Source organism: Roseovarius indicus (genome assembly GCF_008728195.1).
GTDB lineage: Bacteria > Pseudomonadota > Alphaproteobacteria > Rhodobacterales > Rhodobacteraceae > Roseovarius > Roseovarius indicus.
In genome coordinates this window covers 3150689-3177234 of the sequence record NZ_CP031598.1, presented here as the reverse complement: position 1 = coordinate 3177234, position 26546 = coordinate 3150689, and the positions used below count along the sequence as shown (strand labels likewise).

Below are 26546 nucleotides of genomic sequence, written 5' to 3'. Positions count from 1 at the left end.
CGAGGCTTAGCCGCGCAGGATCGAGCGGCCGGCGTACTCGGCGCTGTCGCCGAGGGCTTCCTCGATGCGGATCAGTTGGTTGTACTTGGCAAGCCGGTCGGAGCGCGCCAGCGAGCCGGTCTTGATCTGCCCGCAATTGGTCGCGACGGCGAGGTCGGCGATGGTGGCGTCCTCGGTCTCGCCAGAGCGGTGGGACATGACGTTTGTCATCCGCGCGCGGTGAGCCATGTCGACGGCTTTCAGCGTCTCGGTCAGCGTGCCGATCTGGTTGACCTTCACCAGCATCGAGTTCGCGGCGCCCTTCTCGATGCCCTGGGCCAAGCGCACCGGGTTGGTGACGAAAAGGTCGTCGCCCACGAGCTGCACCTTGTCGCCGATCATGTCGGTCAGGGCTTTCCAGCCGTCCCAGTCATCCTCGCTCATGCCGTCCTCGATCGAGATGATCGGGTAGTCGCCGACCAGTGCCTTGAGGTAGTCGGCGTTTTCCTCGGAGGTGAGCGAGAGGCCTTCGCCCTTCAATTCGTACTTGCCGTCCTTGAAATACTCGGTCGCGGCGCAGTCGAGGGCGAGGTAGATGTCCTCGCCCGGCTTGTAGCCGGCCTTCTCGATGGATTTCAGGATGAAATCGAGCGCCTCGCGGGTCGAGGAGAGGTTGGGGGCAAAGCCGCCTTCGTCGCCGATACCGGTGGAAAGGCCGGCGGCGGACAGCTCTTTCTTGAGGGTGTGGAACACCTCGGCGCCCATGCGCACCGCTTCGCGGATATCGCTGGCGGCGACCGGCATGATCATGAATTCCTGGATGTCGATCGGATTGTCGGCGTGCTCGCCGCCGTTGATGATGTTCATCATCGGCACGGGCAGGGTGCGGGCCGAGGTGCCGCCGACATAGCGGAAGAGCGGCTGGGTGGTGAAATCGGCGGCGGCCTTGGCGACGGCGAGCGAGACGCCGAGGATGGCATTGGCGCCGAGGCGGGCCTTGTTGGGGGTGCCGTCAAGCTCGATCATCGCGGCGTCGACCGAAACCTGTTCGGTGGCGTCGAAGCCCAGGAGCAGATCGGCGATTTCGCCGTTGACCGAGGCCGCGGCCTCGAGCACGCCCTTGCCCATGTACCGGTTCTTGTCGCCGTCACGCTTCTCGACAGCCTCGTGCGCGCCGGTCGAGGCGCCCGAGGGCACTGCCGCGCGGCCCATGGTGCCGTCTTCGAGGACGACGTCGACCTCGATCGTGGGGTTGCCGCGGCTGTCGAGTATTTCGCGGGCGTGAATGTCGATGATGGTGCTCATGTCCTTGTCCCTCGGAAGGCTGAAATGGTTGGGTGTCCCATACCAAGTTTTACGTCGAATGCAACTGGGGGTGGTAGCGCTAACGAGATGCCCCAACTAGATGTTGGGGTTTCCCGGCAGATCGCGGCGCTGGCGGCGGGCGAGGCGTTGTTCGCGAATGAAGGTGTAAAGGCCGGTCGCGATGATAAGCGCGGCGCCGGCGAGTGTCAGGGTGTCGGGGTGTTCGCCGAAGATGGTGACGCCCACGATCAGAGAGAAGAGCAGGCGAGTGTAGCGGAAGGGCGTGACGGCGGCGGCCTCGCCAAGGCGCATGGCCTGAACGATGCCGTAATAGGAGAGCGCGCCGACGGCGATGGCCACGAGCATCATCGTTCCATGCGTGGCGGTCATGGTCTGTGGCCCTTCACCGGCCAGGGCCAGCAACAGGAAACCCGCCGGGATGACGGCACCCGAGCCCTGAAAGGCGATGACGAAGGAAGACACGTTGGTATCCATCCGCCGGGTGATCAGGTCGCGGGCGGCGATGGCGCAGACCGAGATCAGCACAATAAGCGCTGCCGGCTCGAACCCGGCCACGCCGGGACGGATGATGATGAGCACGCCGATGAAGCCGATGGCGATGGCGCTCCACCGGCGCCAGCCGACGTCTTCGCCGAGGAAGAGGGCGGCGCCCATGGTGATGACGAGCGGTGTCGCCTGGAAGACGGCCGCCACGACCGAGATGTCGACCAGCGAGAGCGAGGTGACGAAGGCCATGGAGGCCATCGCCTCGGCCAGCGCGCGCCACAGGAACATCGGCCGCCATGCCGCCCGGGCGAAAATGGCATGGCCGCGGTGGCGGGCCATGAACGCAAAGAGCAGGGTGCTTGAAAGGCCAATGATGATGAGGATCTGGCCCACGGGAATATCCTGCGACATCCGCTTGATCAGCGTGTCCTCGATGGTGAAGCCGGCCATGGCGGCTATCACGAGCAGGATGCCGTGGACGTTCTGCATGGGGTGCCTTTCCGTGCTGTGGCGGGATGCCGCACGCGACCGGCTATAGTGACCATTGGCGTCAGCAGCAACACCGGGCGTGGCGGTGGGGCGTTGACCGCGGCGGGGCGGCGGCCGAAGGTCGGTCAGCCAATAGCGGGAGGCGGGTATGGACCTGACGGAGTACGAGGCGACATCGGGGCGGTTCGAGCCGGTATGGACGCTGGAAATCCAGACATTGCCGGAGGATACGGACCGGATTCTCGATGCGGTGATGGAGGTGTATCCGCTGGGCTATGGGCGGTACCAGCGCAATGCGAGTATCTCGGCGGTGGGGCGCGAGACGGCGCAGCCGGAACCGGGCTCGACCACGACGACCCATGTGGAGGGGTTTAAGGCGGGCGCGACGGAGACCTATCCGATGGTCGAGCTGAAGATCTCGGTGCCCAGGGAGTTGGAGGTGTTGGAGCGCGTCATGGATGCGGTGATCTGGGCGCATCATTACGAGGAACCGGTGATCTTCCTGCGCGAGGACTGGGCCAGCCGGGCGGCCTATGACCCGAGAAGCGACAACCCGAACCGCTGGTGGAACGACGGGCGAGGGTTGCCGGAGCGGCTGGAGTAGGGCTCAGGACTTCTTGAGCGGCACGCCGTACAGCTCGAGCTTGTGGCCTTTGAGCTTGTAGCCCAGCTTGTTGGCGATCCTTTCCTGAAGCGCCTCGATCTCGGCATCGACGAATTCGATGACTTCGCCGGATTGCAGGTCGATCAGGTGGTCGTGGTGGTCGCGCTCGGCATCTTCGTAGCGGGCGCGGCCGTCGCCGAATTCGACCTTTTCAAGGATGCCGGCTTCCTCGAACAGCTTCACCGTCCGGTAGACCGTGGCGATGGAAATGTTGGGATCGCGGCCCGAGGCGCGGGCGTAAAGCTCTTCCACATCGGGGTGATCGTCGGAGTCTTCCAGCACGCCGGCAATGGTGCGGCGCTGGCCGGTCATCCGCAGGCCCTTGGCCTCGCAACGCTCGGTGATGGTCTCGGTCATCGGCTCGATCTTTTGCGACTCGTGGGACCGTTGGATAGCCGGTTCGCGGCGCGTTGGCCAGATTTTATCGGCGGTCTAAACCAGTCGGCCTTCCATCACCTGTACGGCCTGCCCGGAGACGGTCACGCGGCCTTGCTGGGTTTGCAGCCTGATGCGGCTGGGGCGGCCCATATCCTCGCCCTGGTGGACGGTGAGGGAGAGGTCGCGACCGAGCGTCTCAGCAAGGAGGGCGGCGAGGGTGGCGCAGGCGCTGCCGGTGGCCGGGTCTTCGGGGATGTTGTCGAGCGGTGCGAACATGCGGGCGTGGATGGTGTCGCTTTCTCGGACATAGGCGAATTGTGCGAAGTCGAGGCCGCCGGGATGGGCCTTCGCGCCCTTGCGGAAGGTGGCGATATCGGTCTGGCAGGCGGAGAGGGCGGCGCGGCTGGTGAGTTCGCTGAGGGTGAAAGGCAGGCCGAGAGAGGCCATCGTGGGCGGGTGTGTTTCGGTGGCGATATCAGAGGGTTGTACGCCGAGGGCACGGGCCACGAGGGCCGGTTCGGGCCTGGCGAGGGTTTCCAGCGGGGCGGCGGTGGTGAAGGCGGCGGTGCCGGTATCGACGCGGCAAGGCAGGGGCCCGATGCCCAGTTCGAGCACCATGTCGGGCCCGTGGCCCGCATCGGCCAGTGCGATGGCGGTGCCGATCACCGGGTGGCCGGCGAAGGGGATTTCCATCGTGGGCGTGAAGATGCGGACGCGGGCGGTGTGGGCCCGGCTTTCGGGCGGATAGACGAAGGTGACCTCGGAGAAGTTGAACTCGGCCGCGATGGCTTGAAGGTCGGCTTCGGGCAGGGCGGTGGCGTCGGGGAAAACGGCCAGCTGGTTGCCGCCGAAGCGGGTTTCAGTGAAGACGTCATAGACCACGTAGCGGGACATGGGGCGTTCCTCAGACAAGGTCGGGCGCGCGGCCGAGGCGGTTGGCGAGTTTGCCGACCGTCAGCCCCTGCACGACGATGGAGAAGATCACCACCACGTAGGTGGCGGTCAGGATGAGCGGCTTCCACTCGTTGTCGGGCAGCGAGAGGGCCAGTGCGACCGAGATACCGCCCTTGAGGCCGCCCCATGTCATGATCGGCACGACGCCGGGGGCGAAGGTGCGGAAGGGGCGCAGGATCAGTACGGGCACAGCCACGGCGGCCAGACGGCCGATGAGGGCCAAGCCGATGGAGAGGGCGCCGGCGAGGAGGAAATCGACCTCGAAGGCGACGGCGAAGACCTCGAAGCCGATCATCAGGAAGAGGACGGCGTTGAGGATTTCGTCGATGAGTTTCCAGAAGGCATCCACATAGTCGCGGGTTTCCTCGCTCATGCCGTGCTTGGCGCCGACCTCGCCGATGAGAAGCCCGGCGCAGACGGCCATGATGGGGGCGGAGACGTGCAGGAACACGGCCAGTTCGTAGCCGCCGAAGGCGAGGCCGAGGGTGAGGAGAACCTCGAGCGAGTAGTCGTCGATGAGGCGCATGACGCGGAAGGTGAGCCAGCCGAGGACGAGGCCGAGGACGGCGCCGCCAAGGGCTTCCTGCACGAAGAGGAGGGCCGCGGCCTGAAGGCCGCTGGCGTGGTGGTCGTCGCCCGGGAAGGCGAGGCCGACGAGCACGAGGAAGACAACGTACCCCACGCCGTCATTGAAGAGGGATTCGCCGGCGATCTTTGTTTCCAGGGACTTGCGCAGGTTGGCCTCGCGCAGCACGCCCAGCACGGCGACCGGGTCGGTGGGGGAAATGAGGGAGCCGAAGACGAGCGCCACGAGGAGCGGCATGCCGGTCAGCCAGTGAAAGCCGGTGCCGATGACCACGGTGGAGAGGGCCACGCCCATGGTGGCCATCAGGAAGACGGCCCGCCATTGTTCGCGCAGGTCGGCCAGCTTGACGTGAAGCGCGCCGGCGAAGAGCAGGAGGCCCAGCATCCCTTCGAGCAGGGCGTCGGAGAAGTCGATCGAGGTGATCAAATCGCGGGCGGTTTCGGCGATCTCCAGATGGGGCAGGCCCATGTCGACCAGCATCACGCCGAACGAGGCCAGCAGCGCCACGACGAGGATGCCGATGGCCGAAGGGAGCTTTAAAAACAGGTAGTTGATGGCGCCGAAGACAGCGGCCAGCACGATGAGAAGCGAGGTGATCTGAAGAATGGTCATGAAAAGCGTCCAACAATGGCGGGTCTGCGGGGCAGCGCCTAGCACGGTGCCCCGGACGGCGCCAGATGTCTAGCGCGGGGCGCGTTCCAGATCGGCCCAGACGGGCAGGTGATCGGAGGCGATATGGGCGGGCTTGGTCCTGTGGGTGCCGGTGGCGGCGGCGACGAGGGCGTCGCAGGTGGCGATGCGGTCGAGGCGGGCCACGGGGCGCGGGGCCGGATAGCTGGGGGGCGTGGGTGCGAATTGCTTGTCGTCGACGGCGGCGGCGAGGGCCGCGGCGCTGCCCCATTCGTTGAAATCGCCGGCCAGAATGGTGGGCATGGGGGCCATGCGGCGGAGGTGGCGCTGGATGGTGGCGAGTTGCATCAGGCGGTAGCGGCGCACGAGGCCGAGATGGAGGCCCACCACGCGGACGGGGCCTATGGCGGTGTCCAGCTCGGCCATGATGGCGCCGCGCGGCTCGAGGCCCGGAAGCTCCAAATGCGAGGTATTCCGGACGGTTACGCCGGGACGTGCAAGCATGGCGTTGCCATGCCAGCCAAGCGAGCCGCCCGGCGCGCCGAAGGGCAGGATGTGCCAGCCATCCTGTTCGGCCATGTCGTGCGGCAGGGCGGCGGGACGGGGCGGGAGGCGCTTGTCAACCTCTTGTAAAACAACGAGATCCGCGTCGAGCGCGGCGATGACAGACAGGGAACGGTCGGGGCGGCGACGCATGTCGAGGCCCACGCATTTCTGCAGGTTGTAGGTTGCAATCCGGAACCGATCGACTTTCATATCCCTGCAATATCATCCGTTTGCAGGAGACACATCACCCATGTTCGCAGATCAGACATGGCTGGCACGCGCGATCTGGCTGGCGCTGGCCGGGGTGGTGCTGTTCGCGCTGGCGGAGCTGCGGTGGGAGCTCGCGTTCGTGGCACTTGGCACGCTGGCGCTGTCGCTGGCGCCGGTGGTGGTGGCGCGGTGGACGGAGATTCACGTGCCGCCCAGCTTCATCGCGGCGCTGGTGATCTTCGTGGGCGCCACGCTGTTCCTGGGCGAGGTCTATGACTTCTACGAGCGGTTCTGGTGGTGGGACATGGTGATGCACGGCGCCTCGGCCGTGGGGTTCGGGCTGATCGGATTTGTCTTGGTTTTCATGATGTTCCAGGGTGATCGTTATGCGGCGCCGCCGATTGCCGTGGCGTTTTTCGCCTTCTGTTTCGGGATCACCATCGGCACGGCCTGGGAGATATTCGAGTTCTTCATGGACCAGGCCTTCGGGTTCAACATGCAGAAATCGGGGCTGATGGACACGATGGGCGACCTGATCGTCGACGCGGTGGGGGCCTTCATCGGGGCGGCGACGGGGTTCGGATACCTCAAGGGGCAGGCCCGGGGCGGGCTGGCGGTGCTGATCGACGAGTTCGTCACGCGCAACCCGCGCTACTTCCGGAGATTGCGGCGGAAATAGCGGTGTCGGCCCCGTTTCGGGCCGAATCAGGTTAACGGCCTTGTTTTGCTGGGATTCCGACGTCGGTATAACGTCGGTATTTTGTCGGTATCACGTCGGTGCGGGGGGCGGTGACCCCCGGTGTTAATGTGGCGTTCGGTGGCCCGCTGCACGAGATGTTGTTCCGCGCGCAACGGGCACGTCCGGCGGTCAGGTGCCGCAGAATGTCTGGTGGACGACTTCCGAGGGTTCCGGCGGGCGGGTGAGATCGGCCGCGTCGGGTTGATCCTCGTAAGGGTTGGCCAGCACGTCGTTCAGCCGTTCGAAGGGGCCGAAATCGCCCTGAACGGCGGCCTGGATCATCTGTTCGACGCGGTGATTGCGCGGGATGACCGCCGGGTTGGCGGCGCGCATGCGGGTCTCGGGGTCGTCCTCTGCCTCCAGCCGTTTGCGCCAGAGCGGTTCCCATTCGTCGAAGGCTTTGGGGTCGAGGAACTGGTCGCGGGCGGTGCCGGCGGGGAGCGCCCGGAAGGTGTTGGTGAAATCGGCGCGGTTCTCGGCCATGCGGCGCAGGAGGCCGGTGATGAGCTCTTCGTCGCCGTCGTCCTGGGTGGCGAGGCCCAGCTTGGCGCGGAAGAGGGTCATCCATTCGGCATGGATCTGGTCGGGCATGGCGTGGACGGACTTGGTGAATGTCTCGATGGCCGCGTCCTGATCGGGCATGAGCGGCACGAGGGCGGTGGCCAACTGCGCCATGTTCCAGACGATCACGTTGGGCTGGTTGGAATAGGCATAGCGCCCATGCGCGTCGATCGAGGAATAGACTGTGTCGGGGTGGTAGGTGTCCATGAAGGCGCAAGGGCCATAGTCGATGGTTTCGCCCGAGAGCGTGCTGTTGTCGGTGTTCATGACGCCGTGGATGAAGCCCACGGACATCCATTGCGCGATCAGTTTCGCCTGCCGGGCGATGACGGCGTCGAGGAGGTCGGTGGGGGTTTCGACGCCCGGATAGTGGCGCTCGACGGTGTGGTCGAAGAGGGCTTGCAAGCCTTCGGTGTCGCGGCGGGCGGCGAAGAACTGGAAGGTGCCGACGCGGATATGGCTGGAGGCGACGCGGGCCAGCACCGCGCCCGGCATGCCGCCGTTTTCGCGATAGACGCGTTCACCGGTGGCCACGGCGGCGAGCGCGCGGGTGGTGGGGATGCCGAGCGCGTGCATGGCTTCCGAGACCACGTATTCGCGCAGCACGGGGCCCATCCAGTTGCGGCCGTCGCCCATCCGGGAATAGGGGGTGGGGCCGGAGCCCTTGAGCTGGATATCGTAGCGTTTGCCGTTCGCCACCGTCTCGCCCAGCAGGTTGGCGCGGCCGTCGCCCAGCTGGGGCGAGAAGCCGCCGAACTGGTGCCCGGCATAGGCCTGGGCCAGCGGGTCGGCGCCGTCGGGGGGCGTGTTGCCGGAGAAGGCGAGCGCGATCTCCTCGTCGGTGCCGGGGGTGATGCCCATCTCGGCCGCCAGCGCGTGGTTGAAGCGGATGAGTTGCGGGGTCTTCACCGGCATGGGGTTCAGCCGGGTGTAGAACCGCGCGGGCAGGCGGGCGTAGGAGTTGTCGAACGGAATCGTCAGGGTCATGGACGAAAGATAAGTGTTCCGCCGCGAATGGCTAGGGGGCGCTTACAGCTCGCGGGTCATCATGCCGTAGCCTTCGCGGGCGCGGAAGCCGAGTTTCTCGTAGAGCTTGCGGGCGCGGGGGTTCTCGTTGCCGACCTCGAGGTGGATGGCCTTCATGCCGGCCTTGGCGAGTGCCTTGGGCAGGGTGTGGAGGACTTCGGTGCCGATGCCGCGGCCGCGCACGGCGGGGCGGACGTAGATTTCGTCGACGAAGCCATCCATGCCGCCGAATTCGATGGACCAGCCGAAGCAGACCACGACATAGCCGATGGGGGCGCGGGCCGGGCCCATCAGGTAGATGACGCCGTGGGGCGAGCCTTCGAGCAGGGGCAGGATGGCGGCGCGGCGGGTGTCTTCGGATTGGGCGATGCCTTCCTCGCCGTGGTAGTCGGAGACGAGGCGCATGATCCGGTCGAGGTCGTCGGTCTTGGCGATGGTGAGAGCGGTCACAGCCGGGCCAGCCTTTCCGTCAGCAGGTCGAAGAATCCGTCGGCGTCGAGGTCGCCGATGAAGAGGGCGTTGGGCGTGCGGCGGGTGACGCGCCACCAGTCGGCGACGGTCATGCCCATGGTGAGCTCGGAGGTGGTTTCGATTTCCACGTTGATGTGGCGACCGGTGAAGAGCTCGGGGTTCAGGAGGTAGGCCACGGTGCAGGGGTCGTGGAGGGGGGCGCCGGCGGAGCCGTATTTCTCCTTGTCGAAACGTTCGAAGAAATCGGTCATCTGGGCGACGGCGGTGCCGACGGAGGTGCCGAGGGCGCGGAAGGCGTCGTTGCGGGGTTTGGTGACGAGCGCCTTGTGGGTGACGTCGAGCGGCATGACGGTGATGGGGGCGCCGGCGCGGAAGACGATGTCGGCGGCCTGCGGGTCGACGTGGATGTTGAACTCGGCCGCCGGGGTGATGTTGCCGACCTCGAAATAGGCGCCGCCCATGAGGACGATTTCGTGAACCTTTTCAACGATATCCGGGGCGGCCTTGAAGGCGGCGGCGATGTTGGTGAGTGGCCCGATGGGCACGAGGGTGACGGTGCCCGCGGGTTCGACGCGCAGGGTGTCGACGAGGAAGTCGACGGCGTGGGTGTCGGCCAGCGGCATGGCGGGTTCGGGCAGGTCGGGGCCGTCGAGGCCGGTCTTGCCGTGGACATGCTCGGCGGTGACGAGCTCGCGGCCCAAGGGCCTGTCGCAGCCGGCGAAGACGGGGATATCGGTGCGGCCGGCCAGTTCGCAGACCATGCGGGCGTTGCGGGCGGTGAGGTCGAGCGGGACGTTGCCGGCGACGCAGGTGAGGCCCAGAAGCTCGATCTCGTCGGGGCTGGCGAGCGCCAGCAGGATCGCGACGGCGTCGTCCTGGCCCGGGTCGGTGTCGATGATGATCTTGCGCGCGCTCATGGTGTGCCTGTCTCACGGCGCGGCGGATTTGTCTACATCGACATGCGGGGCTGGGCGCGGTTTCGCTAGGCCGTGGGTTAGCGCCCGAGTTCCTTCATGCCTTCCTCGATGCCGGCGAGGGTCATCGGGACCATGCGGTCTTCGAAGATCTCGCGGATCATCTGGACGGACTGGGTGTAGGGCCAGTAATTCTCGGGCACCGGGTTGATCCAGAGGTGCTGGGGCCATTGTTCGCGGGCGCGCTGGAGCCAGACCTGGCCGGCTTCGGCGTTCCAGTGTTCGTTGGCGCCGCCGGGGTAGGCGATTTCGTAGGGCGACATGGAGGCGTCGCCGACGAAGATACATTTGTAGTCGGAGCCGTAGGTGCGCAGGATCTCTTCGGTGGGGGTTTGCGCATCCCAGCGGCGGCGGTTGTCGCGCCAGACGCCTTCGTAGAGGCAGTTGTGGAAGTAGAAATATTCGAGGTGCTTGAACTCGGTCCGGGCGGCGGAGAAGAGCTCTTCCACGACCTTGATATGGGGGTCCATGCTGCCGCCGACGTCGAGGAAGAGCAGGACCTTGACGGCGTTGTGGCGCTCGGGGCGCATCTTGACGTCGAGATAGCCGTGCTCGGCGGTGGCGCGGATGGTGCCGTTCAGGTCAAGCTCGTCGGCGGCGCCCTGGCGGGCCCAGTTGCGCAGGCGTTTGAGGGCGACCTTGATGTTGCGGGTGCCGATTTCGACGGAGTCGTCGAAATTGCGGAACTCGCGCTTGTCCCAGACCTTGACCGCGCGCTGGTGGCGGCTTTCCTTCTGGCCGATGCGGACGCCTTCGGGGTTGTAGCCGTAGGCGCCGAAGGGGGAGGTGCCGGCGGTGCCGATCCACTTGTTGCCGCCCTGGTGGCGGCCTTCCTGTTCCTTGAGGCGTTCCTTGAGGGTTTCCATCAGCTTGTCGAAGCCGCCAAGGGCCTCGATCTCTGCCTTCTCTTCGGGCGAAAGGTGTTTCTCGGCCATCTTTTCCAGCCATTCCTGAGGCAGGTCGACGGCGTCGAGCACTTCGCTCGCGCTGATCTGTTCGAGGCCTTCGAAGCTGGCGGCGAAGGCGCGGTCGAAGCGGTCGATCATCCGCTCGTCCTTCACCATGGCCGCGCGGGCGAGGTAGTAGAAGCCCTCGATGTCGTAGGTGACGAGGTTCGCCGACATCGCTTCGAGAAAGGTCAGGTATTCGCGCAGCGAGACCGGCAGGCCGGATTTGCGCAGGTTCTCGAAGAAGGGAAGGAACATCGCCGCCCCCTCAGCCCGAGGCCCGGACGATGAAGATGGTCAGGAACAGGCCCGCGAGCGCGAACATGATGGCGAAGACGGCGCCGTATTGCAGCATGTCCGTCATGGAGCCCTTGCGGCGGCGCGCGACGACCGCGCCGAGGAGGGCCCCAATTGCTGCGCCTATCAAGGCAAGTAGCATGGTTCAGATTACCCGTTCGGTTCCTTCTGCGGGCTGAGGGCCGAGATCTCGCGCAGTTTTGCGCGCACGGCCCAGTCCGCCCCGAACCCGTACCGCGCCCAGCCGATACTGTCCAGCCGGATGGCCTGGGCCTCGGCCGGGCGTCCCGCGAGGTCAAGCGCTTCGGCCTCGAGCATCATCAGCGTGGCCAGCAAGGCGGCGTTCTCGTGCCGCTCGGCCATGGCCTTGTAGGGTTCGATCAGGCGGAGGGCCTCGGCGCTGCGGCCCTGGCTGATGGCGTAGGCGGCCAGTTGCGAGGCCGAGTAGGCGCGGTGCAGCTCGGTGCCCGGGGTCTGGGCATAGATGCGCTCGGCGGCGAGGAACTGGCCGAGGGCGAAGTCGGGGTCGGACATCTGGGTGAGGCGGCCGAGGGCGAAATGGCTGAAGGCGAGGCGGTGGTCGCGCCAGCCCTGCGACCGGGCGATCGAGAGCGCTTCCTGCGCCGCGCGGCGGCGCTGGCCGGAGGAGGCGCCCGGCCCGAGGGCCGTCTGGATTGCGCGGATCCACGGCCGCGGCGTGGCCTTGAGGGCGCGGGGGGCGATGCTGTCGCCGCGCTGGTTGAGCCGTGACAGGATCGCCGGCAGGCGGGACGCCACCTGTTCGCGGGTCATGCCGGCCTGCAGCTCGGGCGCGTAATAGGCGCGCAGGATCAGCATGTCGAAGCCGGTGAGCACGGTGTGCACGTTGTCGTCGTTGAAGACGCTGTCGGGCAGGCGGTAGAGGTCGTTGAGCGGCCCGAGCGCCTGGGCCAGTTCCTCGTGCAGGCAGTCGCGCACCTCCTGCGGGGAGCTGTCGCCGGGCACGAAGATGGCGATGCGCTCGCGCTCGACGAGGTCGCTCCAGTTGGTCTGGCGCGAATGGCGGGCGCTGCGGTATTCCTGCAGGCTGGAGACGTTGGGGACGACGAAACAGGCGGCCTTGGGCAGGAATTGCCGGATGTCGGCGCGGCTGACGGCCTCGATTGTGATGGAGGCGTTGCGGCCGCGGACCCGGCCGATGTCGATGCCGGCCTCGCGACGCAGCCGGGTCACCAGACGGTTGAGGTCGGGCATCAGGCTGGGCGGCGGGCTGCCGGTCACGCGGATCGAGATCGGGCCTTCGAAGCGCGAGAAGCGGTCGAGCTGGCGGCCGGATTCGAGCTGGAAGCTGAGTTCGAGGAAGTCGCGGTAGATGTCGCGGTTGGAGCGAGAGGGCGGCTCGGGATGGGCCACCGAGAAGGCTTTCATCGGCGGCAGGTCGGTCTGTTCGGGGGTCGCGGCGCGCGACGGCACATCCTCGCGCGGGGCGGAGCCGCAGGCGCCGAGCAACGTGGCGCCGAGCACCATGCAAAAGGGGAGCAGAATTCGGCGCATGGACCCTCCGACACCGGGAAACACGGAACGGCCCCGCGGCGGGGCCGGGATCAGGTTAGCGGGCGGATGCTGTCGCGGATAGGGAACAAAGGCGGCATTCCCGTGGCCGGGGCGATTCGTTAACGCGGGGGCCAGGCGGGGGGTGAAAGTGCGAAACAATTCCGAAAACCGGGTGGTTTTGTTTCCTGTTTTCCCGGCGCGGCCACCTAAGTGGCGGGCCGACATTCCCCGGTCACTCTGCTGCGCTTTGGTGCTGTCGCTTGGCACGGGTCCGAAGGCTCGCTCTTGTCTGTCCGGTACGGGGCAGGAACCTGCCCCGGCCAAGCCTACACGCTTTGCCCGGCCGGGGAAGGATTTTCCCGAGCGTCTCCCGGACGCGGCCGTCAGCGTTGCCGCCGCGCCATGAAGGCGAGCCGTTCGAAGAGGTGCACGTCCTGCTCGTTCTTGAGGAGCGCGCCGTGCAGTTTCGGCAGGGCATCGGCGCCGTCGCGGCGCAGGTCTTCGGCGGTGAGGTCTTCGGCGAGGATGAGCTTGAGCCAGTCGAGCACCTCGGAGGTGGAGGGCTTTTTCTTGAGCCCGCCCTGGTCGCGGATCTCGTAGAACTGGGTGAGGGCGGTGGTCAGGAGCTGTTCCTTGATGCCGGGATGGTGGACCTCGACGATCTTCTTCATCGTCTCGACATCGGGGAAGCGGATGTAGTGGAAGAAGCAGCGGCGCAGGAAGGCGTCGGGCAGCTCTTTCTCGTTGTTGGACGTGATGATCACGATGGGCCGGTGCTTGGCGCGGATCGTCTCGCCGGTCTCGTAGACGTGGAATTCCATCTTGTCGAGTTCCTGCAGGAGGTCGTTCGGGAACTCGATATCGGCCTTGTCGATCTCGTCGATCAGGAGGACGAGCTTGCTGTCGGCCTCGAAGGCCTGCCAGAGCTTGCCCTTGCGGATGTAGTTCTTGACGTCATGCACCCGTTCGTCGCCCAGCTGGCTGTCGCGCAGGCGGCTGACGGCGTCGTATTCGTAGAGGCCCTGCTGGGCCTTGGTGGTCGACTTGATGTTCCATTCGAGCATGTCGACGCCGAGCGCCTGGGCCACCTGGCGGGCCAGCTCTGTCTTGCCGGTGCCGGGCTCGCCCTTGACCAGCAGCGGACGCTCGAGCGTGACGGCGGCGTTGACCGCGACGGTGAGGTCTTCCGTGGCGACGTAGGATTCGGTTCCGGCGAACTTCATGAATTGTATATCCTTTTTGCATCTTTGCTCAGACGGTCGCCTCGCACCGTACTGCGCCGCAGAAAACACCGCAATGGCGTGTATTTGTGTAGTGACATTCGCCGGATGGAAGTGTAAGTGCTCGGCCTATGGGCTTGCCAAATGTCTGAGGAGAATACCATGCCAGACACTGGCCTTGATGAGGGAGTGGAAATGAAAGCCGAGGTCTTTCTTCCCGAGGACTACAGTCCCGCAGAAGACGAACCATTCATGAACGAGCGGCAACTGGAGTACTTCCGACGGAAGCTGATCCAGTGGAAATCCGAGCTGCTCGAAGACAGCCGCGACACGATCGAAGGGCTGCAGGACAGCACGCGCGCGATCCCCGATGTGGCCGACCGCGCCAGCGAGGAAACCGACCGCGCGCTGGAGCTGCGCACCCGCGACCGCCAGCGCAAGCTGGTTGCGAAAATCGACTCGGCCCTGCGCCGGATCGACGAGGGCGAATATGGCTATTGCGAGGTGACCGGCGAGCCGATCAGCCTCAAGCGGCTGGATGCGCGCCCGATCGCGACCATGAGCCTCGAGGCGCAGGAGCGTCACGAACGGCGCGAGAAGGTTCACCGCGACGACTAGAGGTCGCGGCCTGAGAAAGATCAAGGCGCCGGGGTGAAAGCTCCGGCGTTTTTTGTCCGGGGACCGGGAAATGACTTTGGACGGCATGAAGATCGTCGTGGTGGGCGGCGGCATCGGCGGGCTGGCGGCGGCGCGGGCGCTGCGGCTGCGCGGGGCCGATGTGACGGTGTTCGAGCAGGCCGAGACGATCCGCGAGGTGGGCGCGGGTTTACAGGTCAGCCCCAACGGCTTCCGGGTGCTGGAGGCGCTGGGGCTGGGGGACGCGCTGCGCAACGTGTCGGTGCAGGGACAGGCGGTGCGGCTGAAGGATTACCGGGGCGGCGAGGTGCTGCGGCTCGACCTGGGCGGGTTGGAGAGCGCCGATTACCATTTCGTCCATAGGGCCGACCTGATCGAGGTGCTGGCCTCCGGCGCGCGGGAGGCGGGGGTGAAGATCCGCCTGCTTCAGCATGCCGAGGACGTGACGCCGGGCGAGCCGCCGGATGTGGGGCTGGCCAGGGGTGTCGATGTGAAGGCCGACCTGGTGGTGGGCGCCGACGGGCTGCATTCGGTGGTGCGGCGGGCGCTCAATGGCCAGGCGGCGCCGTTCTTTACCGGCCAGGTGGCGTGGCGGGCCGTGGTGCCCAACACGCGCGGCCGGGGCCCGGAGGTGCATGTGCATATGGGCCCGCACCGGCACGTGGTGAGCTATCCGCTGCGCGATGGTGCGGCGTTGAACCTGGTGGCGGTGCAGGAGCGCGCCGCGTGGCAGGAGGAAAGCTGGAGCCAGCAGGACGATCCTGACAATCTGCGCGCGGCTTTCGCCGATTTCGGCGCGGAGGTGCGCGAGATGCTGGGGCAGGTCGAGACGGTGCACCTGTGGGGGCTGTTCCGGCACCCGGTGGCGGCGGCGTGGCATGGGCCGGGCACGGTTCTGCTGGGCGATGCGGCGCATCCGACGCTGCCCTTCATGGCGCAGGGGGCGTCGATGGCGCTGGAGGATGCCTGGGTTCTGGCGGAGGCGCTGTCGCTGTCAGGGTCGCTCGAGACGCGGCTGGCGGCGTACCAGACGCGCCGGGAGGGGCGGGTTCGCAAGGTCGTGGATGCGGCCAGTTCCAACGCTTGGAAATACCACCTGTCGTTTCCGCCGCTGCGGTGGGCGGCGCATGCCGCTCTGCGGTTTGGCGGGGCGGTGGCGCCCGGCAAGATCATGCATCAGTTCGACTGGATCTACGAGCATGACGTGGTGACGGGCCGGTAAGGCGCGTCACGCGCGGAAGTGGTTTCGCGTCAGAGGCTTACGCGTCGAGGTTCACCCAGATCGGCACGTGGTCGGAGGGCTTTTCGCGGCCGCGGATTTCCTTGTCGATCTGGCAGTCGGTCATCAGGTCGGCGGCCTGGGGTGTCAGCAGGACATGGTCGATCCGGATGCCGTCATCCTTGTTCCAGGCGCCGGCCTGGTAATCCCAGAACGTGTAGTGACCGGGGCTTTGGACGCGGGCGCGGAAGGCCTCGGTGAAGCCGAGATTCACGACCCGGCGGAAGGCGGCGCGGCTGTCGGGCAGGGCGAGGGCATCCTTGGCCCAGGCCTCGGGGCGCTTGGCGTCTTCGTCCTGCGGGATGATGTTGTAGTCGCCGGCCATGAGGGCGGGTTCCTCGGCCTCGAGCAGGGCCTCGGCGCGAGCCTTCAGGCGCTCCATCCAGGCGAGCTTGTAGTCGTATTTCGGGCCCGGCGCCGGGTTGCCGTTGGGCAGGTAGAGGCCGCAGACGCGCACCGCCGTATGGTCGCCCATGACGGTGGCCTCGATCCAGCGGGCCTGTTCGTCGTCGTCATCGCCGGGCAGGCCGCGGGTGACATCCTCGAGCGGGAGTTTCGACAGGATCGCCACCCCGTTGAAGCTTTTCTGGCCGTGGGTCTCGACCTGATAGCCGCGCTCCTCGAAGAGCTCGCGGGGGAAATTCTCGTCGATCGACTTGATCTCCTGAAGCACGGCGACGTCGGGTTCGGCCTCGTCGAGCCAGTCGGTGAGGGCACCGGCGCGGGCCTTGATGCCGTTGATGTTGAAGCTGGCGATCTTCATCCGGGTCCTCCGCGCTGGTTCGCCCTTTCTATCGCGCAGGCGGCCGGCGGTGGCAAGGGCGGGGGTTGGAGGAGTGTCAGATGTTGACTGATCGATTCGCCATAAAGTGCACAATTGCAAGTTGAAAGTTGTTTAAGATCAGGCCTGTGGATAACTTTTTTTAAGTATTGTTTGTACGCGAAAAACCCGACGAATTTTCAAAGATTTGCCAGATCGGTTTTGGCGAAACTGCCCTGTGGATAACTCGCTATGAGAGAAATCCGTGTTGGCAAGTCCCGTTTAACGTGCAAGCGTTTTCGGGCAACGTCATACACGGGAGTTAACCAATGTCTGCAAATCGTAAGCTTGTTCAAACCTTTGAAACCACTTCTTCGCGCGCCCATGCCAGCCTGCTCGATGGCGATGCCGTTGGCGCCTTCACCTCGTCGATGTCGCCGGTTGCCCGTGCCGATGCGGGACTCGGCGATGGCGTCGAGATGTTCACCTCGTCGATGGGCCCGGCCACCGTGGCCGATGCCGGCGCGGGCGACGTGACCGGGCTTTTCACCTCGTCGATGGCGCCGGTGGCGTCGGCCGAGGCGGGCACCGGTGACGCGGTCGAGCTGTTCACCTCGTCCATGGCGCCCGTCACGGCCAGCGCGGCCGAGACCGGTGAGGCCGTCGGCGCTTTCACCTCGTCGATGGGCCCCAGGGTCGTGACCGCCGAGGAAGGCGACGGCTGCGAGATGTTCACCTCGAGCATGTAAGCCGCGGATGCGGAACGGACAAACTGACGAAGCTTGGAGAAATCAAATAGATGGCTAGCATACTTCATCTGAACGTTCCGTTTCGCCAGCGCACGCGCGCGGCACGGCAGGCAGCGCTTGTCGACCGTGTCGCGCGTGAGCGGCGCCCGCATGAAGACGTTTTCTGGCTCAAGGAGAACGCCGAACTTCTCAACGTGCTGGAGACAGCCGATTCCCGGCCGGGCGAGGCCGCGCTCGAGGCCTATGCGGGGCTTTACGGGGAAATCGAGAAGCGGATCGGGTTTTTCCCGCAATATTACCGGTTTTTCCTGTCGATCTGCCTGGATCTCGAAGATCTCGGGCTGCCGGGGAACAAGGGGGCGGCGCTGGCCGAGTGGGTCGCGTCGCAGGGGCTGGCCGGGGCCGAACTGTCGGACCTGCAGCGTGCCGAGGCGCGGCGGCTGTGCCTGCGCCGGGGGGTCGACCCGGTGGTTTCGGATCACGAGCTTGACGACCGGCTAAGGGCCTTTGCGCGGCGGTCGGACACGTTCGCGCTGCCGAACAAGAAGGCGGCGTATGAGCTGACCCATATCGTGTTCTACCTGTCGGAATATGGACGGACCGACCCCGGGGCCGACCCCGAGATGATCGACAGCCTGTGCTATGCCGGCACGCTGGCGTTTCTGGAGCTGAATATCGATTTGCTTTCAGAGGTTTGCATTGCGCTGCGGTTTGCCGGGAAGACGCCGCCGCCGGTGTGGGAGCGGTGGCTGTCGGACCAGGTGATGCGGTTCCAGGTGATGCCGGCGGATCGGCCGGGGGGGATGGACGACTATCACACCTGGCTGATGGTGAACTGGTTCATGGACCTGTCGGGGCGGGGCGGGTTTGCCCACGAGATGCCCGAGGGGGCCGTGGTGTTTGCCGCGCCGGAGCCCAATTCGGGCCCGCTGCGGGAGCTGTCGGACTGCATGTACAACATGACCGAGGCGCGCAGCCCGGACTGGACGCAAATGCGCGACCGGGTGGGCGACCGGCTGTCGGACGAGGCGCGCACGGTGCTGGCGGCGGCCGAGCAGGCGGTTGATTTCGGGGCCTTTTTCAAGGGTTTCGCGAGGGCCGGTGGGCCGGGAGGTTTGACATGATCGGGTCTGTCGCGCGCAGTGCCTTGCTTGTTGGCGTGGGGCTGACCGCGCTTTACACGCTTCTGATTTCGACGGCGGATGCGATCACCAAGCTGTTCGCCACGTCTTACGCGGCGCCGCAGTTGTTTGCGCTGTCGGGGGGGATCGTGGCGTTGTTGGCGCTGGTGTCGAACCGGAAGGGCGGGCAGTGGCGGGGGGTGCGCACGGCGTGTCCGAAGGCGATGGCGATCAGGGCGGGGGCGACGGTGCTGGGCTCGATCGCGTTCTTCTATGCGTTCCGGCTGCTGCCCTTTGCCGAGGTGTTCCTGTTCATCGCGCTCATTCCGCTGGTGGCGGCGCTGCTGTCTGGCCCGGTCCTGGGCGAGGCGGTGCGGCCGCAGGTCTGGGCGGCGCTGGTGCTGGGCACGGTGGGGGTGATGTGCCTTTTCCCCGGCGGACTGAGCAGCGTGGGCCTTGGGCATCTTGTGGCGCTGGCGGCGGTGGTGCTGGGCACGGTGTCGATGGTGGCCTCGCGCTATATCGGCCAGCGGGACGACAATATCCTGTCGCAGGTGTTCTATCCGAATCTGGCGCTGATGGCGGTGATGGCCTGTGCGCTGCCTTTCGTGTTCCAGCCGATGGGACTGGCCGACCTGGGCTGGGCCTGTGCCTATGCGGTGTTCCTGTTCGGGGCGCGCTGGGTGCTGGTGGCGGCGTTGCGGCTGTTGCCGGCCTACGTTGTGACGCCGCTGATGAACCTGCAGTTCCTGTGGATGGTCGCGATCGGCTTCGTGGCCTTTGGCGAGACGCCCTGGGCGGGGGTCTTCGTGGGGGCGGCGATCGTGATCGCGGCGGGCAGCTGGCTGGTCTGGGACCAGACGCGGCCGCGGCCGGAAGACACGCGGATCGTGCCGGCCGAATGACGGGAAGGGCGCTTTAACGGCGCCCTTCAAGGTTTTGATTTACATCGCGAAAGACGTGCCGCAGCCGCAGGAGCTGCTGGCGTTGGGGTTCTCGATGGTGAACCGGGCGCCGATGATTTCCTCGGCGAAGTCGATGGTGGCGCCGTTCAGGAAGGGCAGCGAGATGCTGTCGACCACGACTTTCTGGCCCTGACCCTCGAGAATGAGGTCGTCATCGGCGGGCTGATCCAGCTTGATATCATATTGGAATCCCGAGCATCCGCCCCCCTCGACGGCGATGCGCAGGGCCTGCCCCTGATCGCCGGCGCCGATTTCGGCCAGCCGGGCAAAGGCGCGGTCGGTGACTTTCGGTGGCAGTTCCATCTGTCGATAAACCCTCGTGGTTTCCTTGTTCGCTTGGCTGCAATATATGGGCTCGGGGAACAGGCGACAAGGATAGTGGTCATGCAGAAGCGGTATGCGGCGGACCCTGCAAAAACGCATGGCCGGCTGGTGGCCGAGGAGGAAAGCGCGTTCCGTTCATGTTTTCAGCGGGATCGCGACCGGATCATCCATTCCAGCGCCTTTCGGCGGCTCAAGCACAAGACGCAGGTCTTCGTCGAGCACGAGGGGGATTATTTCCGCACGCGGCTTACGCATTCCATCGAGGTGGCGCAGGTGGCGCGGACGATTGCGGGGGCGCTGGGGCTGAACCAGGAGCTGACCGAGGCGGTGGCTTTGGCGCATGACCTCGGCCACACGCCGTTCGGGCATACGGGCGAGGATGCGCTGGACGGTTTGATGGCGCCTTATGGCGGGTTTGACCATAACGCGCAGGCGCTCAGGATCGTGACGTCGCTTGAGCGGCATTACGCGGGGTTCGACGGGCTGAACCTGACATGGGAGACGCTGGAGGGGATCGCCAAGCATAACGGGCCGGTGACGGGGGATCTGCCCTGGGCGCTGGCGGAGTATGACGAGCGGCATGACCTGGAGCTTTATACGCATGCGAGTGCCGAGGCGCAGGTGGCGGCGTTGTCGGATGATATCGCGTATAACAACCACGATCTGCATGACGGGTTGCGGGCGAAGCTGTTTACGGAAGCCGATATTCGCGGGTTGCCGATCGTGGGCGATTGTTATGACGAGGTTGATCGGGTCTATCCGGGGCTGGATGACTACCGGCGGCGGCACGAGGCGCTGCGGCGGGTGTTCGGCGTGATGGTGGCCGATGTGATCGAGACGTCGCGGGGGGTGCTGGAGGAGGCGAACCCCGAGAGCGTGGAGGCGGTGCGGCATCTCGGCCGGCCGGCGATTGCGTTCTCGGACGATGTCTGGCGGCACATGAAGGAGATCAAGGCGTTCCTGTTCCGGCACATGTACCGGGCGCCCTCGGTCGTGGAGATGCGCAAGCAGGTGACGGCCGTGGTCGAGGAGCTGTTTCCCTTCTACATGGAGAAGCCCCAGTTCCTGCCCAAGCGTTGGCAGGAGGATGTGGCGCGGGCCGAGGGGGAGACCGCGCTGGCACGGCTGGTCTGCGACTATATCGCCGGGATGACCGACCGCTTCGCGCTGGAAAGCCATGCGCGGCTGCTGGGCGGGCCCGGCGGGGCGGGGGAACGTCGCGGCTGACGGCCGGTCAGGCCGATTGACGCCAAGGCTGGCGGTGGTAAACCGGCGCCAACGCTGGAAGGACGAAACGCATATGAACCTCTTCACCGAAATCAGAAGCCTTGTTCTGGACACGCTGCAGGCGATGCAGGAGGCGGGTGAGCTGCCCGGGGGGCTGGACACCGCCAACGTGACGGTCGAGCCGCCGCGCGATGCGGCGCATGGCGACATGGCGACGAACGCGGCGATGGTTCTGGCCAAGCCCGCGGGGATGAAGCCGCGGGATATCGCGGGGGCTTTGGCGGAGCGGCTTTCCGGTGAGAGCTGGATCGAAAGTGCCGAGGTGGCGGGGCCGGGGTTCCTGAACCTGCGGCTGTCGGCGTCGGTGTGGCAGGGTGTGATCCACAAGGCGCTGGCGGGCGGCGAGGCGTTCGGGCGCTCGGAGATGGGCAAGGGGCAGAAGGTGAATGTCGAGTATGTCTCGGCCAACCCGACGGGGCCCTTGCATGTTGGGCACACGCGCGGCGCGGTGTTCGGCGATGCGCTGGCGAGCCTGCTGGATTACGCGGGCTATGACGTCACGCGGGAGTATTACATCAACGATGGCGGCGCGCAGGTCGATGTGCTGGCGCGGTCTGTTTACCTTCGGTATCTGGAGGCGCACGGGCAGGCCGTGGCGTTCGAGGACGGCACCTATCCGGGCGATTACCTTGTGCCGGTGGGCGAGGCTTTGAAGGCGGAAGTGGGCGATGCCTATGTCGATCAGCCGGAGTCGGTCTGGCTCGAGAAGGTGCGGGATTTTTCCACCGACAAGATGATGGACCTGATCCGGGCGGACCTGAAGGCGCTTGGCGTCGAGATGGACGTGTTCTATTCCGAGAAGTCGCTTTACGGGACGGGCCGGATCGAGGAGGCGCTGAACGCCTTGGAGGAGAAGGGCCTGATTTACGAGGGCGTGCTTGAGCCGCCCAAGGGCAAGGTGCCCGAGGATTGGGAGGCGCGGGAGCAGACGCTGTTCAAGTCGACCGAGCATGGCGACGATGTCGACCGGCCGGTGAAGAAATCGGATGGCAGCTGGACCTATTTCGCGCCCGACATCGCCTATCATTATGACAAGGTTTCCAGGGGGTTCGACGCGCTTATTGATGTGTTCGGCGCCGACCATGGCGGTTACGTCAAGCGGATGAAGGCGGCGGTGAGTGCCTTGACCGACGGGCGGGTGCCGCTCGATATCAAGCTGACGCAGCTGGTGAAACTTTACAAGAACGGCGAGCCCTTCAAGATGTCGAAGCGGGCGGGCACGTTTGTGACCCTTCGCGACGTGGTCGACCAGGTGGGCTCGGATGTGACGCGCTTCGTGATGCTGACGCGGAAGAATGACGCGCCGCTTGATTTCGACTTTGACAAGGTGCTGGAGCAGTCGAAGGAAAACCCGGTTTTCTACGTGCAATATGCCCATGCGCGGGTGTGTTCGGTGCTGCGGAAGGCCGAGGCCGCGGGGATCGACGTGAGCGATGCGGCGCTGTCGGCCACGGATATCAGCGGGCTCACCCATGAGGCGGAGCTGGCGGTCGCGAAGAAGCTGGCCGAGTGGCCGCGGCTGGTGGAGATTGCGGCGCGGACGCATGAGCCGCACCGGGTGGCGTTCTACCTCTACGACCTGGCGAGCGAGCTGCATGCGCTGTGGAACCGGGGCAATGACGAGCCCGGCTTGCGCTTCCTGCAGGAGGACGATCCGGCGACCTCTCAGGCGAAAATCGCCCTTGCACGGGCCGTAACCGTTGTTATTTCCGCCGGTCTTGGTATTCTCGGGGTCGTCCCGGCAGAGGAGATGCGCTGAGCCGCATCCGAGACATAAAACAAACCGCCGGGCGCTAGAGGCAGATATCAGAAAGTCCGGCGGCGATGCATCGCCGGAAGTGGCGAGGCGAGACATGGCAGAGATGCAACAGGTGTACCGTGACGGTGCAGAGGGGCAGCCGAAATCCATCAAGAGTGTCGTCAACCTGCTTGGGGCAGTGACGTCGCTGGCCCTTGTGGTTGGCGTGGGCGTCTGGGGCTACAAGCTGGTGATCCGCGATGTCAGTGGCGTGCCGGTCATTCGCGCCGCCGAGGGACCGATGCGGATCCAGCCGGAAGACCCGGGCGGGCGGCAGGCGCTGCACCAGGGGCTGTCGGTGAATGACGTGGCGGCGGAAGGGACGGCGGCGAAGCCGGCCGACCGGCTGATCCTCGCGCCCGAGCCGCTGGACCTGAGCTTGGAAGATACGCAACTGGCGCGGCTGGACGACCGGACCACGACGGTGACGGTCGGCGAGGCCGAGAGCGGCGAGGAGGTCGCGCAGGACGACACGCCGATGCGCTTTGCCTCGGTCGAGGCGCTGGCGGAGTCGCTGGCCGAAGGGGTGGAGCCGTTGCAGGAACTGCCCGCCGCCGAGCCGGTCGAGGAAGAGGAGCTTGAGGAGCGCGACAGCCCGCCGGTGGAAGGCGGGATCGGGCGCTCGCTTCGGCCCAAGACGCGGCCGTCGAGCCTTGTGACCTCGCCCGAGGGCGTGGCGATGGCGGCGGTGGCCAATGCCTCGGCCCGCGATGTCGACCCGTCGAAGATACCCGTGGGCACGCGGCTGGCACAGCTTGGCGCCTTTTCCAGCCACGAGATCGCGGTGCAGGAATGGGACAAGCTGGCCGACCGGTTTGACGAGTATCTCGAGGACAAGGACCGGGTGATCGAGAAGGCCACGAGCGGAGGGCGCACCTTCTATCGCCTGCGGGCCATGGGCTTTGCCGACCTGTCGGATGCGCGCCGCTTCTGTTCGGCGCTGGTGGCGGAACGGGCGGAATGCATCCCGGTGGTCACGCGGTGAGCCGGTTCGGTGCGACGATACTGGATGCCGAGGGGCTGCGGCTGACGCGGGAAGAGACGGCGCTTTTCGCCGAGTACGACCCGTTCGGGTTCATCCTGTTCGCCCGCAATATCGACACGCCCGACCAGGTGCGCGCGCTCTGTTCCGAGATGCGCGCGGCGGTGGGGCGCGAGGCGCCGATCCTGATCGACCAGGAAGGCGGGCGGGTGCAGCGCCTGCGCCCGCCGCGCTGGTGCGCGTGGCTGCCGCCGCTGGAGCATGTGGCCGCCGCCGGGGACGGGGCCGAGGAGGCGATGTATCTACGCTATCGGCTGATCGCGCATGAGCTGCGGGAGATCGGGGTGGATGCCAACTGTGCCCCGCTGGTCGACGTGGCGCGCGAGGAGACGCATGATTTCCTGAAGAACCGGTGTTACGGGTTCGATGCCGAGACGGTGGCAAGGCTGGGCCGGGCCGTGGCGGACGGGATGCTGGATGGCGGCGTGCTGCCGGTGGTGAAGCATATCCCCGGGCACGGGCTTGCGCTGGTGGACAGCCACGAGGAGCTGCCGGTGGCCGAGGTGTCGCACGAGGAGCTGTCGGCGGTGGATTTCGCGCCGTTCAAGGCGCTCAATGACCTGCCCATGGGGATGACCGCGCATGTGGTCTATTCCGCGCTCGACAACCTGCCGGCGACGACCTCTCATACCGTGATGAAATGCATTCGCGACGAGATCGGGTTTTTCGGCCTGATCATGACCGACGATATCTCGATGAAGGCGCTTCACGGCTCGCTGACGGATATCACCCGCGATGCGCTGGCGGCCGGGTGCGACGTGATCCTGCATTGCAACGGCACGCTGGACGAGCGCCGCGCGGTGGCCGAGGCCGCCGAGACGCTGTCGAATGCAGGGCAGGCGCGGGCGGAAAGCGCGCTGGAGGCAAGGCGGACCCCCGACGAGGTTGACATTCATGCCATGGAAGCAAAGCTTGAGGCGCTGATGAACGGGCGCGACCATGGTGGATGAGAGCTTCGAGGAAACAGGACAGGTCGAACGCGTTGCCGACCGCATGGCGGCCGAGGCGCTTATCGTCGATGTCGACGGGTTCGAGGGGCCGCTTGACCTTCTGCTGACGCTGGGGCGGACGCAGAAGGTGGATTTGCGGCAGATTTCCGTTCTCCAACTGGCGCAGCAATACCTGGCGTTCGTCGAGAAGGCCAAACAGCTGCGGATCGAGCTGGCGGCCGATTACCTTGTGATGGCGGCGTGGCTGGCGTTTCTGAAATCCCGCCTGTTGCTGCCGCCCGATCCCGAGGATGAGGGGCCGTCGGGCGAGGAGCTGGCGGCGCACCTGGCGTTCCAGCTGGAGCGGCTGCAGGCGATGCGCGAAAGCGCCGCCCGTCTGATGGGACGCGACAGGCTGGGGCGGGATTTCTTTGCCCGCGGTATTCCCGAGGACGTGACCCGGGTGAAGAAGGTGATCTATACCGCCACGCTTCTGGACCTGATGCAGGGCTATGCCCGGATCCGCACGAAGGATGAATTCAGGCCTTACGCGATGGACCGGGATGCGCTCTTCACGCTGGAACAGGCGCTGGAGCGGATGCGCGGGCTGATCGGGTTCGCGGGGACGTGGACGGATATCGTCAGCTACCTGCCCGAGGGGTTCACCACCGACCCGGGGCGGCGGAGGTCGGCCACGGCCTCGACCTTTGCGGCCTCGCTGGAGCTGGTGAAGGAAGGCAAGGTCGAGATCCGCCAGTCGGAGCATTTCGCGCCGGTTCAGTTGCGGCGGAAGGATCAATAGGATGGGGTTGGCCGGAGGGGTCGAAATCTTTAAAAGATTTCGATCCGATTTCTTTTCAAGAAATCGTCACCGTCGGGATGTTGGGTCAGGGTAGTGGCAGAAGAGACGGAACATAAGGAAGAAAGCCTGTTCGAGGCGCCGCCCATGGCCGAGCAGGAGCGTATGTGCGAGGCGATCCTGTTCGCCACGGCCGAGCCCATCACCGTGCGCGAGATGGAGGCCCGGATGCCACATGGCAGCGACGCGGCCGAGGCGTTGGTGCATCTGCGCAAGCGTTACGAGGGGCGCGGCGTGCATCTTGTGAAGGTGGGCGATGCCTGGGCGATGCGCACGGCCTCGGACCTGGGCTACCTGATGCAGAAGGAAACGGTCGAGACGCGCAAGCTGTCGCGGGCGGCGATCGAGACGCTGGCGATCATCGCCTATCACCAGCCCGTCACCCGCGCCGAGATCGAGGAGATCCGCGGCGTGTCGGTCAGCCGGGGGACGGTGGACCAGCTGCTGGAGATGGAGTGGGTTCGGTTTGGCCGGCGGAAGATGACGCCGGGCCGGCCGGTGACTTTCGTGGTGACGCAGACCTTCCTGGATCATTTCGGGCTGGAAAGCGCGCGCGACCTGCCGGGGCTGAAGGAGCTGCGGGCTGCCGGTTTGCTGGAGAACCGCGCGCCTTTGGGCGAGATGCCGACGGGCGGCGAGGGGGAAGACGAGGACGAGCCCGGCGCCAAGGGGCAGGACGAGCTGTTCAACGACTGAGCGGTGCGGGGACCGCGGAAAATTCGCCGGGATGCCCTGAATTCTCCACGATTTCCTATTAGATACCGGGTAACGGACATTGAAA

28 protein-coding genes are annotated in these 26546 nt (G+C 65.9%); 13 read left to right on the top strand and 15 right to left on the bottom strand.

Features of this window, described 5'->3' with window-relative positions:
* Positions 1-6 precede the first annotated feature (6 nt).
* On the bottom strand, positions 7-1284 hold the full coding sequence (eno, locus tag RIdsm_RS15170; RefSeq protein ID WP_057815940.1) for a phosphopyruvate hydratase: 1278 nt from the start codon (positions 1282-1284) through the stop codon (positions 7-9).
* A gap of 96 nt (positions 1285-1380) precedes the next feature.
* Positions 1381-2280 carry a DMT family transporter gene (locus RIdsm_RS15165; RefSeq protein WP_057815942.1) on the bottom strand — a complete coding sequence of 300 codons (900 nt, stop codon included), beginning with the start codon at positions 2278-2280 and terminating at the stop codon, positions 1381-1383.
* A gap of 148 nt (positions 2281-2428) precedes the next feature.
* On the opposite strand from RIdsm_RS15165, the gene RIdsm_RS15160 reads away from it, so the two are divergent.
* On the top strand, positions 2429-2884 hold the full coding sequence (locus RIdsm_RS15160) for a hypothetical protein (RefSeq protein ID WP_057815944.1): 456 nt from the start codon (positions 2429-2431) through the stop codon (positions 2882-2884).
* Between the two features lie 3 nt (positions 2885-2887).
* Here RIdsm_RS15160 and RIdsm_RS15155 read toward each other — a convergent pair whose 3' ends face one another.
* The 4 genes from RIdsm_RS15155 to RIdsm_RS15140 all read right to left on the bottom strand — a co-directional run bounded on the left by RIdsm_RS15155 (position 2888) and on the right by RIdsm_RS15140 (position 6248).
* Entirely contained in the window at positions 2888-3301 is a 414-nt protein-coding gene (locus tag RIdsm_RS15155; protein WP_057815945.1) for a Fur family transcriptional regulator, read from the bottom strand.
* A 75-nt stretch (positions 3302-3376) separates the two neighbouring features.
* Positions 3377-4216, bottom strand: a complete 840-nt coding sequence (locus tag RIdsm_RS15150; RefSeq protein ID WP_057815947.1) for a PhzF family phenazine biosynthesis protein — start codon at positions 4214-4216, stop codon at positions 3377-3379.
* A gap of 10 nt (positions 4217-4226) precedes the next feature.
* Positions 4227-5474: a cation:proton antiporter gene (locus tag RIdsm_RS15145; RefSeq protein WP_057815949.1), complete on the bottom strand. Its 1248-nt coding sequence runs from the start codon at positions 5472-5474 to the stop codon at positions 4227-4229.
* 69 nt (positions 5475-5543) lie between these two features.
* On the bottom strand, positions 5544-6248 hold the full coding sequence (locus tag RIdsm_RS15140) for an endonuclease/exonuclease/phosphatase family protein (protein WP_057815951.1): 705 nt from the start codon (positions 6246-6248) through the stop codon (positions 5544-5546).
* Positions 6249-6288: 40 nt separating this feature from the next.
* Between RIdsm_RS15140 and RIdsm_RS15135 the strand changes: the two genes are divergently transcribed.
* The gene (locus tag RIdsm_RS15135) at positions 6289-6927 is read left to right on the top strand and encodes a DUF2238 domain-containing protein (protein WP_057815954.1); all 639 of its coding nucleotides are present in this window, start codon (positions 6289-6291) and stop codon (positions 6925-6927) included.
* Between the two features lie 189 nt (positions 6928-7116).
* Here the strand turns inward: RIdsm_RS15135 and RIdsm_RS15130 are convergent, their stop codons facing one another.
* The 7 genes from RIdsm_RS15130 to RIdsm_RS15105 form a co-directional block, all read right to left on the bottom strand.
* Positions 7117-8535: a protein adenylyltransferase SelO gene (locus RIdsm_RS15130; protein WP_057815956.1), complete on the bottom strand. Its 1419-nt coding sequence runs from the start codon at positions 8533-8535 to the stop codon at positions 7117-7119.
* 42 nt (positions 8536-8577) lie between these two features.
* Positions 8578-9024, bottom strand: coding sequence for a GNAT family N-acetyltransferase (locus RIdsm_RS15125; protein ID WP_235607836.1), 447 nt, complete (start codon positions 9022-9024; stop codon positions 8578-8580).
* Positions 9021-9962, bottom strand: coding sequence for a nucleoside hydrolase (locus RIdsm_RS15120; RefSeq protein ID WP_057815958.1), 942 nt, complete (start codon positions 9960-9962; stop codon positions 9021-9023). Before RIdsm_RS15120 ends, RIdsm_RS15125 begins: the two co-directional genes overlap by 4 nt.
* A gap of 77 nt (positions 9963-10039) precedes the next feature.
* Positions 10040-11224 (bottom strand): vWA domain-containing protein, encoded by a 1185-nt coding sequence (locus tag RIdsm_RS15115; RefSeq protein WP_057815960.1) that lies wholly within the window; start codon positions 11222-11224, stop codon positions 10040-10042.
* 10 nt (positions 11225-11234) lie between these two features.
* The gene (locus RIdsm_RS30170; protein ID WP_057815962.1) at positions 11235-11405 is read right to left on the bottom strand and encodes a hypothetical protein; all 171 of its coding nucleotides are present in this window, start codon (positions 11403-11405) and stop codon (positions 11235-11237) included.
* 8 nt (positions 11406-11413) lie between these two features.
* Entirely contained in the window at positions 11414-12796 is a 1383-nt protein-coding gene (locus RIdsm_RS15110) for a DUF2927 domain-containing protein (RefSeq protein ID WP_057815964.1), read from the bottom strand.
* A 383-nt stretch (positions 12797-13179) separates the two neighbouring features.
* On the bottom strand, positions 13180-14019 hold the full coding sequence (locus RIdsm_RS15105; RefSeq protein ID WP_057815966.1) for an AAA family ATPase: 840 nt from the start codon (positions 14017-14019) through the stop codon (positions 13180-13182).
* Positions 14020-14211: 192 nt separating this feature from the next.
* Here RIdsm_RS15105 and dksA point away from each other — a divergent pair, with 192 nt between their 5' ends.
* Positions 14212-14634, top strand: a complete 423-nt coding sequence (dksA, locus tag RIdsm_RS15100; protein WP_057815969.1) for an RNA polymerase-binding protein DksA — start codon at positions 14212-14214, stop codon at positions 14632-14634.
* Between the two features lie 70 nt (positions 14635-14704).
* Positions 14705-15874: an FAD-dependent monooxygenase gene (locus tag RIdsm_RS15095; protein WP_057815971.1), complete on the top strand. Its 1170-nt coding sequence runs from the start codon at positions 14705-14707 to the stop codon at positions 15872-15874.
* 37 nt (positions 15875-15911) lie between these two features.
* On the opposite strand, the gene xth is transcribed toward RIdsm_RS15095, so the two are convergent.
* Positions 15912-16694 (bottom strand): exodeoxyribonuclease III, encoded by a 783-nt coding sequence (gene xth / locus RIdsm_RS15090; RefSeq protein ID WP_057815973.1) that lies wholly within the window; start codon positions 16692-16694, stop codon positions 15912-15914.
* A gap of 326 nt (positions 16695-17020) precedes the next feature.
* On the opposite strand from xth, the gene RIdsm_RS15085 reads away from it, so the two are divergent.
* Genes RIdsm_RS15085 through RIdsm_RS15075 form a run of 3 tightly spaced genes read left to right on the top strand, consistent with a single transcriptional unit; the run spans position 17021 to position 19466 of the window.
* Complete coding sequence (locus RIdsm_RS15085) at positions 17021-17440, top strand: DUF6749 family protein (RefSeq protein ID WP_057815976.1); 420 nt, start codon at positions 17021-17023, stop codon at positions 17438-17440.
* A 50-nt stretch (positions 17441-17490) separates the two neighbouring features.
* Positions 17491-18564 carry a DUF6902 family protein gene (locus RIdsm_RS15080; RefSeq protein WP_057815978.1) on the top strand — a complete coding sequence of 358 codons (1074 nt, stop codon included), beginning with the start codon at positions 17491-17493 and terminating at the stop codon, positions 18562-18564.
* Positions 18561-19466 (top strand): DMT family transporter, encoded by a 906-nt coding sequence (locus RIdsm_RS15075; protein ID WP_057815979.1) that lies wholly within the window; start codon positions 18561-18563, stop codon positions 19464-19466. The genes RIdsm_RS15080 and RIdsm_RS15075 overlap by 4 nt, the downstream gene beginning before the upstream one ends.
* A gap of 39 nt (positions 19467-19505) precedes the next feature.
* Here the strand turns inward: RIdsm_RS15075 and RIdsm_RS15070 are convergent, their stop codons facing one another.
* The gene (locus tag RIdsm_RS15070; RefSeq protein ID WP_057815981.1) at positions 19506-19829 is read right to left on the bottom strand and encodes a HesB/IscA family protein; all 324 of its coding nucleotides are present in this window, start codon (positions 19827-19829) and stop codon (positions 19506-19508) included.
* A gap of 81 nt (positions 19830-19910) precedes the next feature.
* Here RIdsm_RS15070 and RIdsm_RS15065 point away from each other — a divergent pair, with 81 nt between their 5' ends.
* The 6 genes from RIdsm_RS15065 (at position 19911) to scpB (ending at position 26461) form a co-directional block, all read left to right on the top strand.
* On the top strand, positions 19911-21077 hold the full coding sequence (locus RIdsm_RS15065) for a deoxyguanosinetriphosphate triphosphohydrolase (protein WP_057815983.1): 1167 nt from the start codon (positions 19911-19913) through the stop codon (positions 21075-21077).
* 73 nt (positions 21078-21150) lie between these two features.
* Positions 21151-22896: an arginine--tRNA ligase gene (gene argS / locus RIdsm_RS15060; RefSeq protein WP_057816202.1), complete on the top strand. Its 1746-nt coding sequence runs from the start codon at positions 21151-21153 to the stop codon at positions 22894-22896.
* A 94-nt stretch (positions 22897-22990) separates the two neighbouring features.
* Complete coding sequence (locus RIdsm_RS15055) at positions 22991-23920, top strand: SPOR domain-containing protein (protein WP_057815985.1); 930 nt, start codon at positions 22991-22993, stop codon at positions 23918-23920.
* The gene (gene nagZ / locus RIdsm_RS15050) at positions 23896-24927 is read left to right on the top strand and encodes a beta-N-acetylhexosaminidase (protein WP_057815987.1); all 1032 of its coding nucleotides are present in this window, start codon (positions 23896-23898) and stop codon (positions 24925-24927) included. Before RIdsm_RS15055 ends, nagZ begins: the two co-directional genes overlap by 25 nt.
* A complete protein-coding gene (locus RIdsm_RS15045; RefSeq protein WP_057815989.1) occupies positions 24917-25708 on the top strand; it encodes a segregation and condensation protein A in 792 nt (263 codons plus the stop codon). The genes nagZ and RIdsm_RS15045 overlap by 11 nt, the downstream gene beginning before the upstream one ends.
* 144 nt (positions 25709-25852) lie before the next feature.
* The gene (gene scpB, locus RIdsm_RS15040) at positions 25853-26461 is read left to right on the top strand and encodes an SMC-Scp complex subunit ScpB (protein WP_082647384.1); all 609 of its coding nucleotides are present in this window, start codon (positions 25853-25855) and stop codon (positions 26459-26461) included.
* Positions 26462-26546 lie beyond the last annotated feature (85 nt).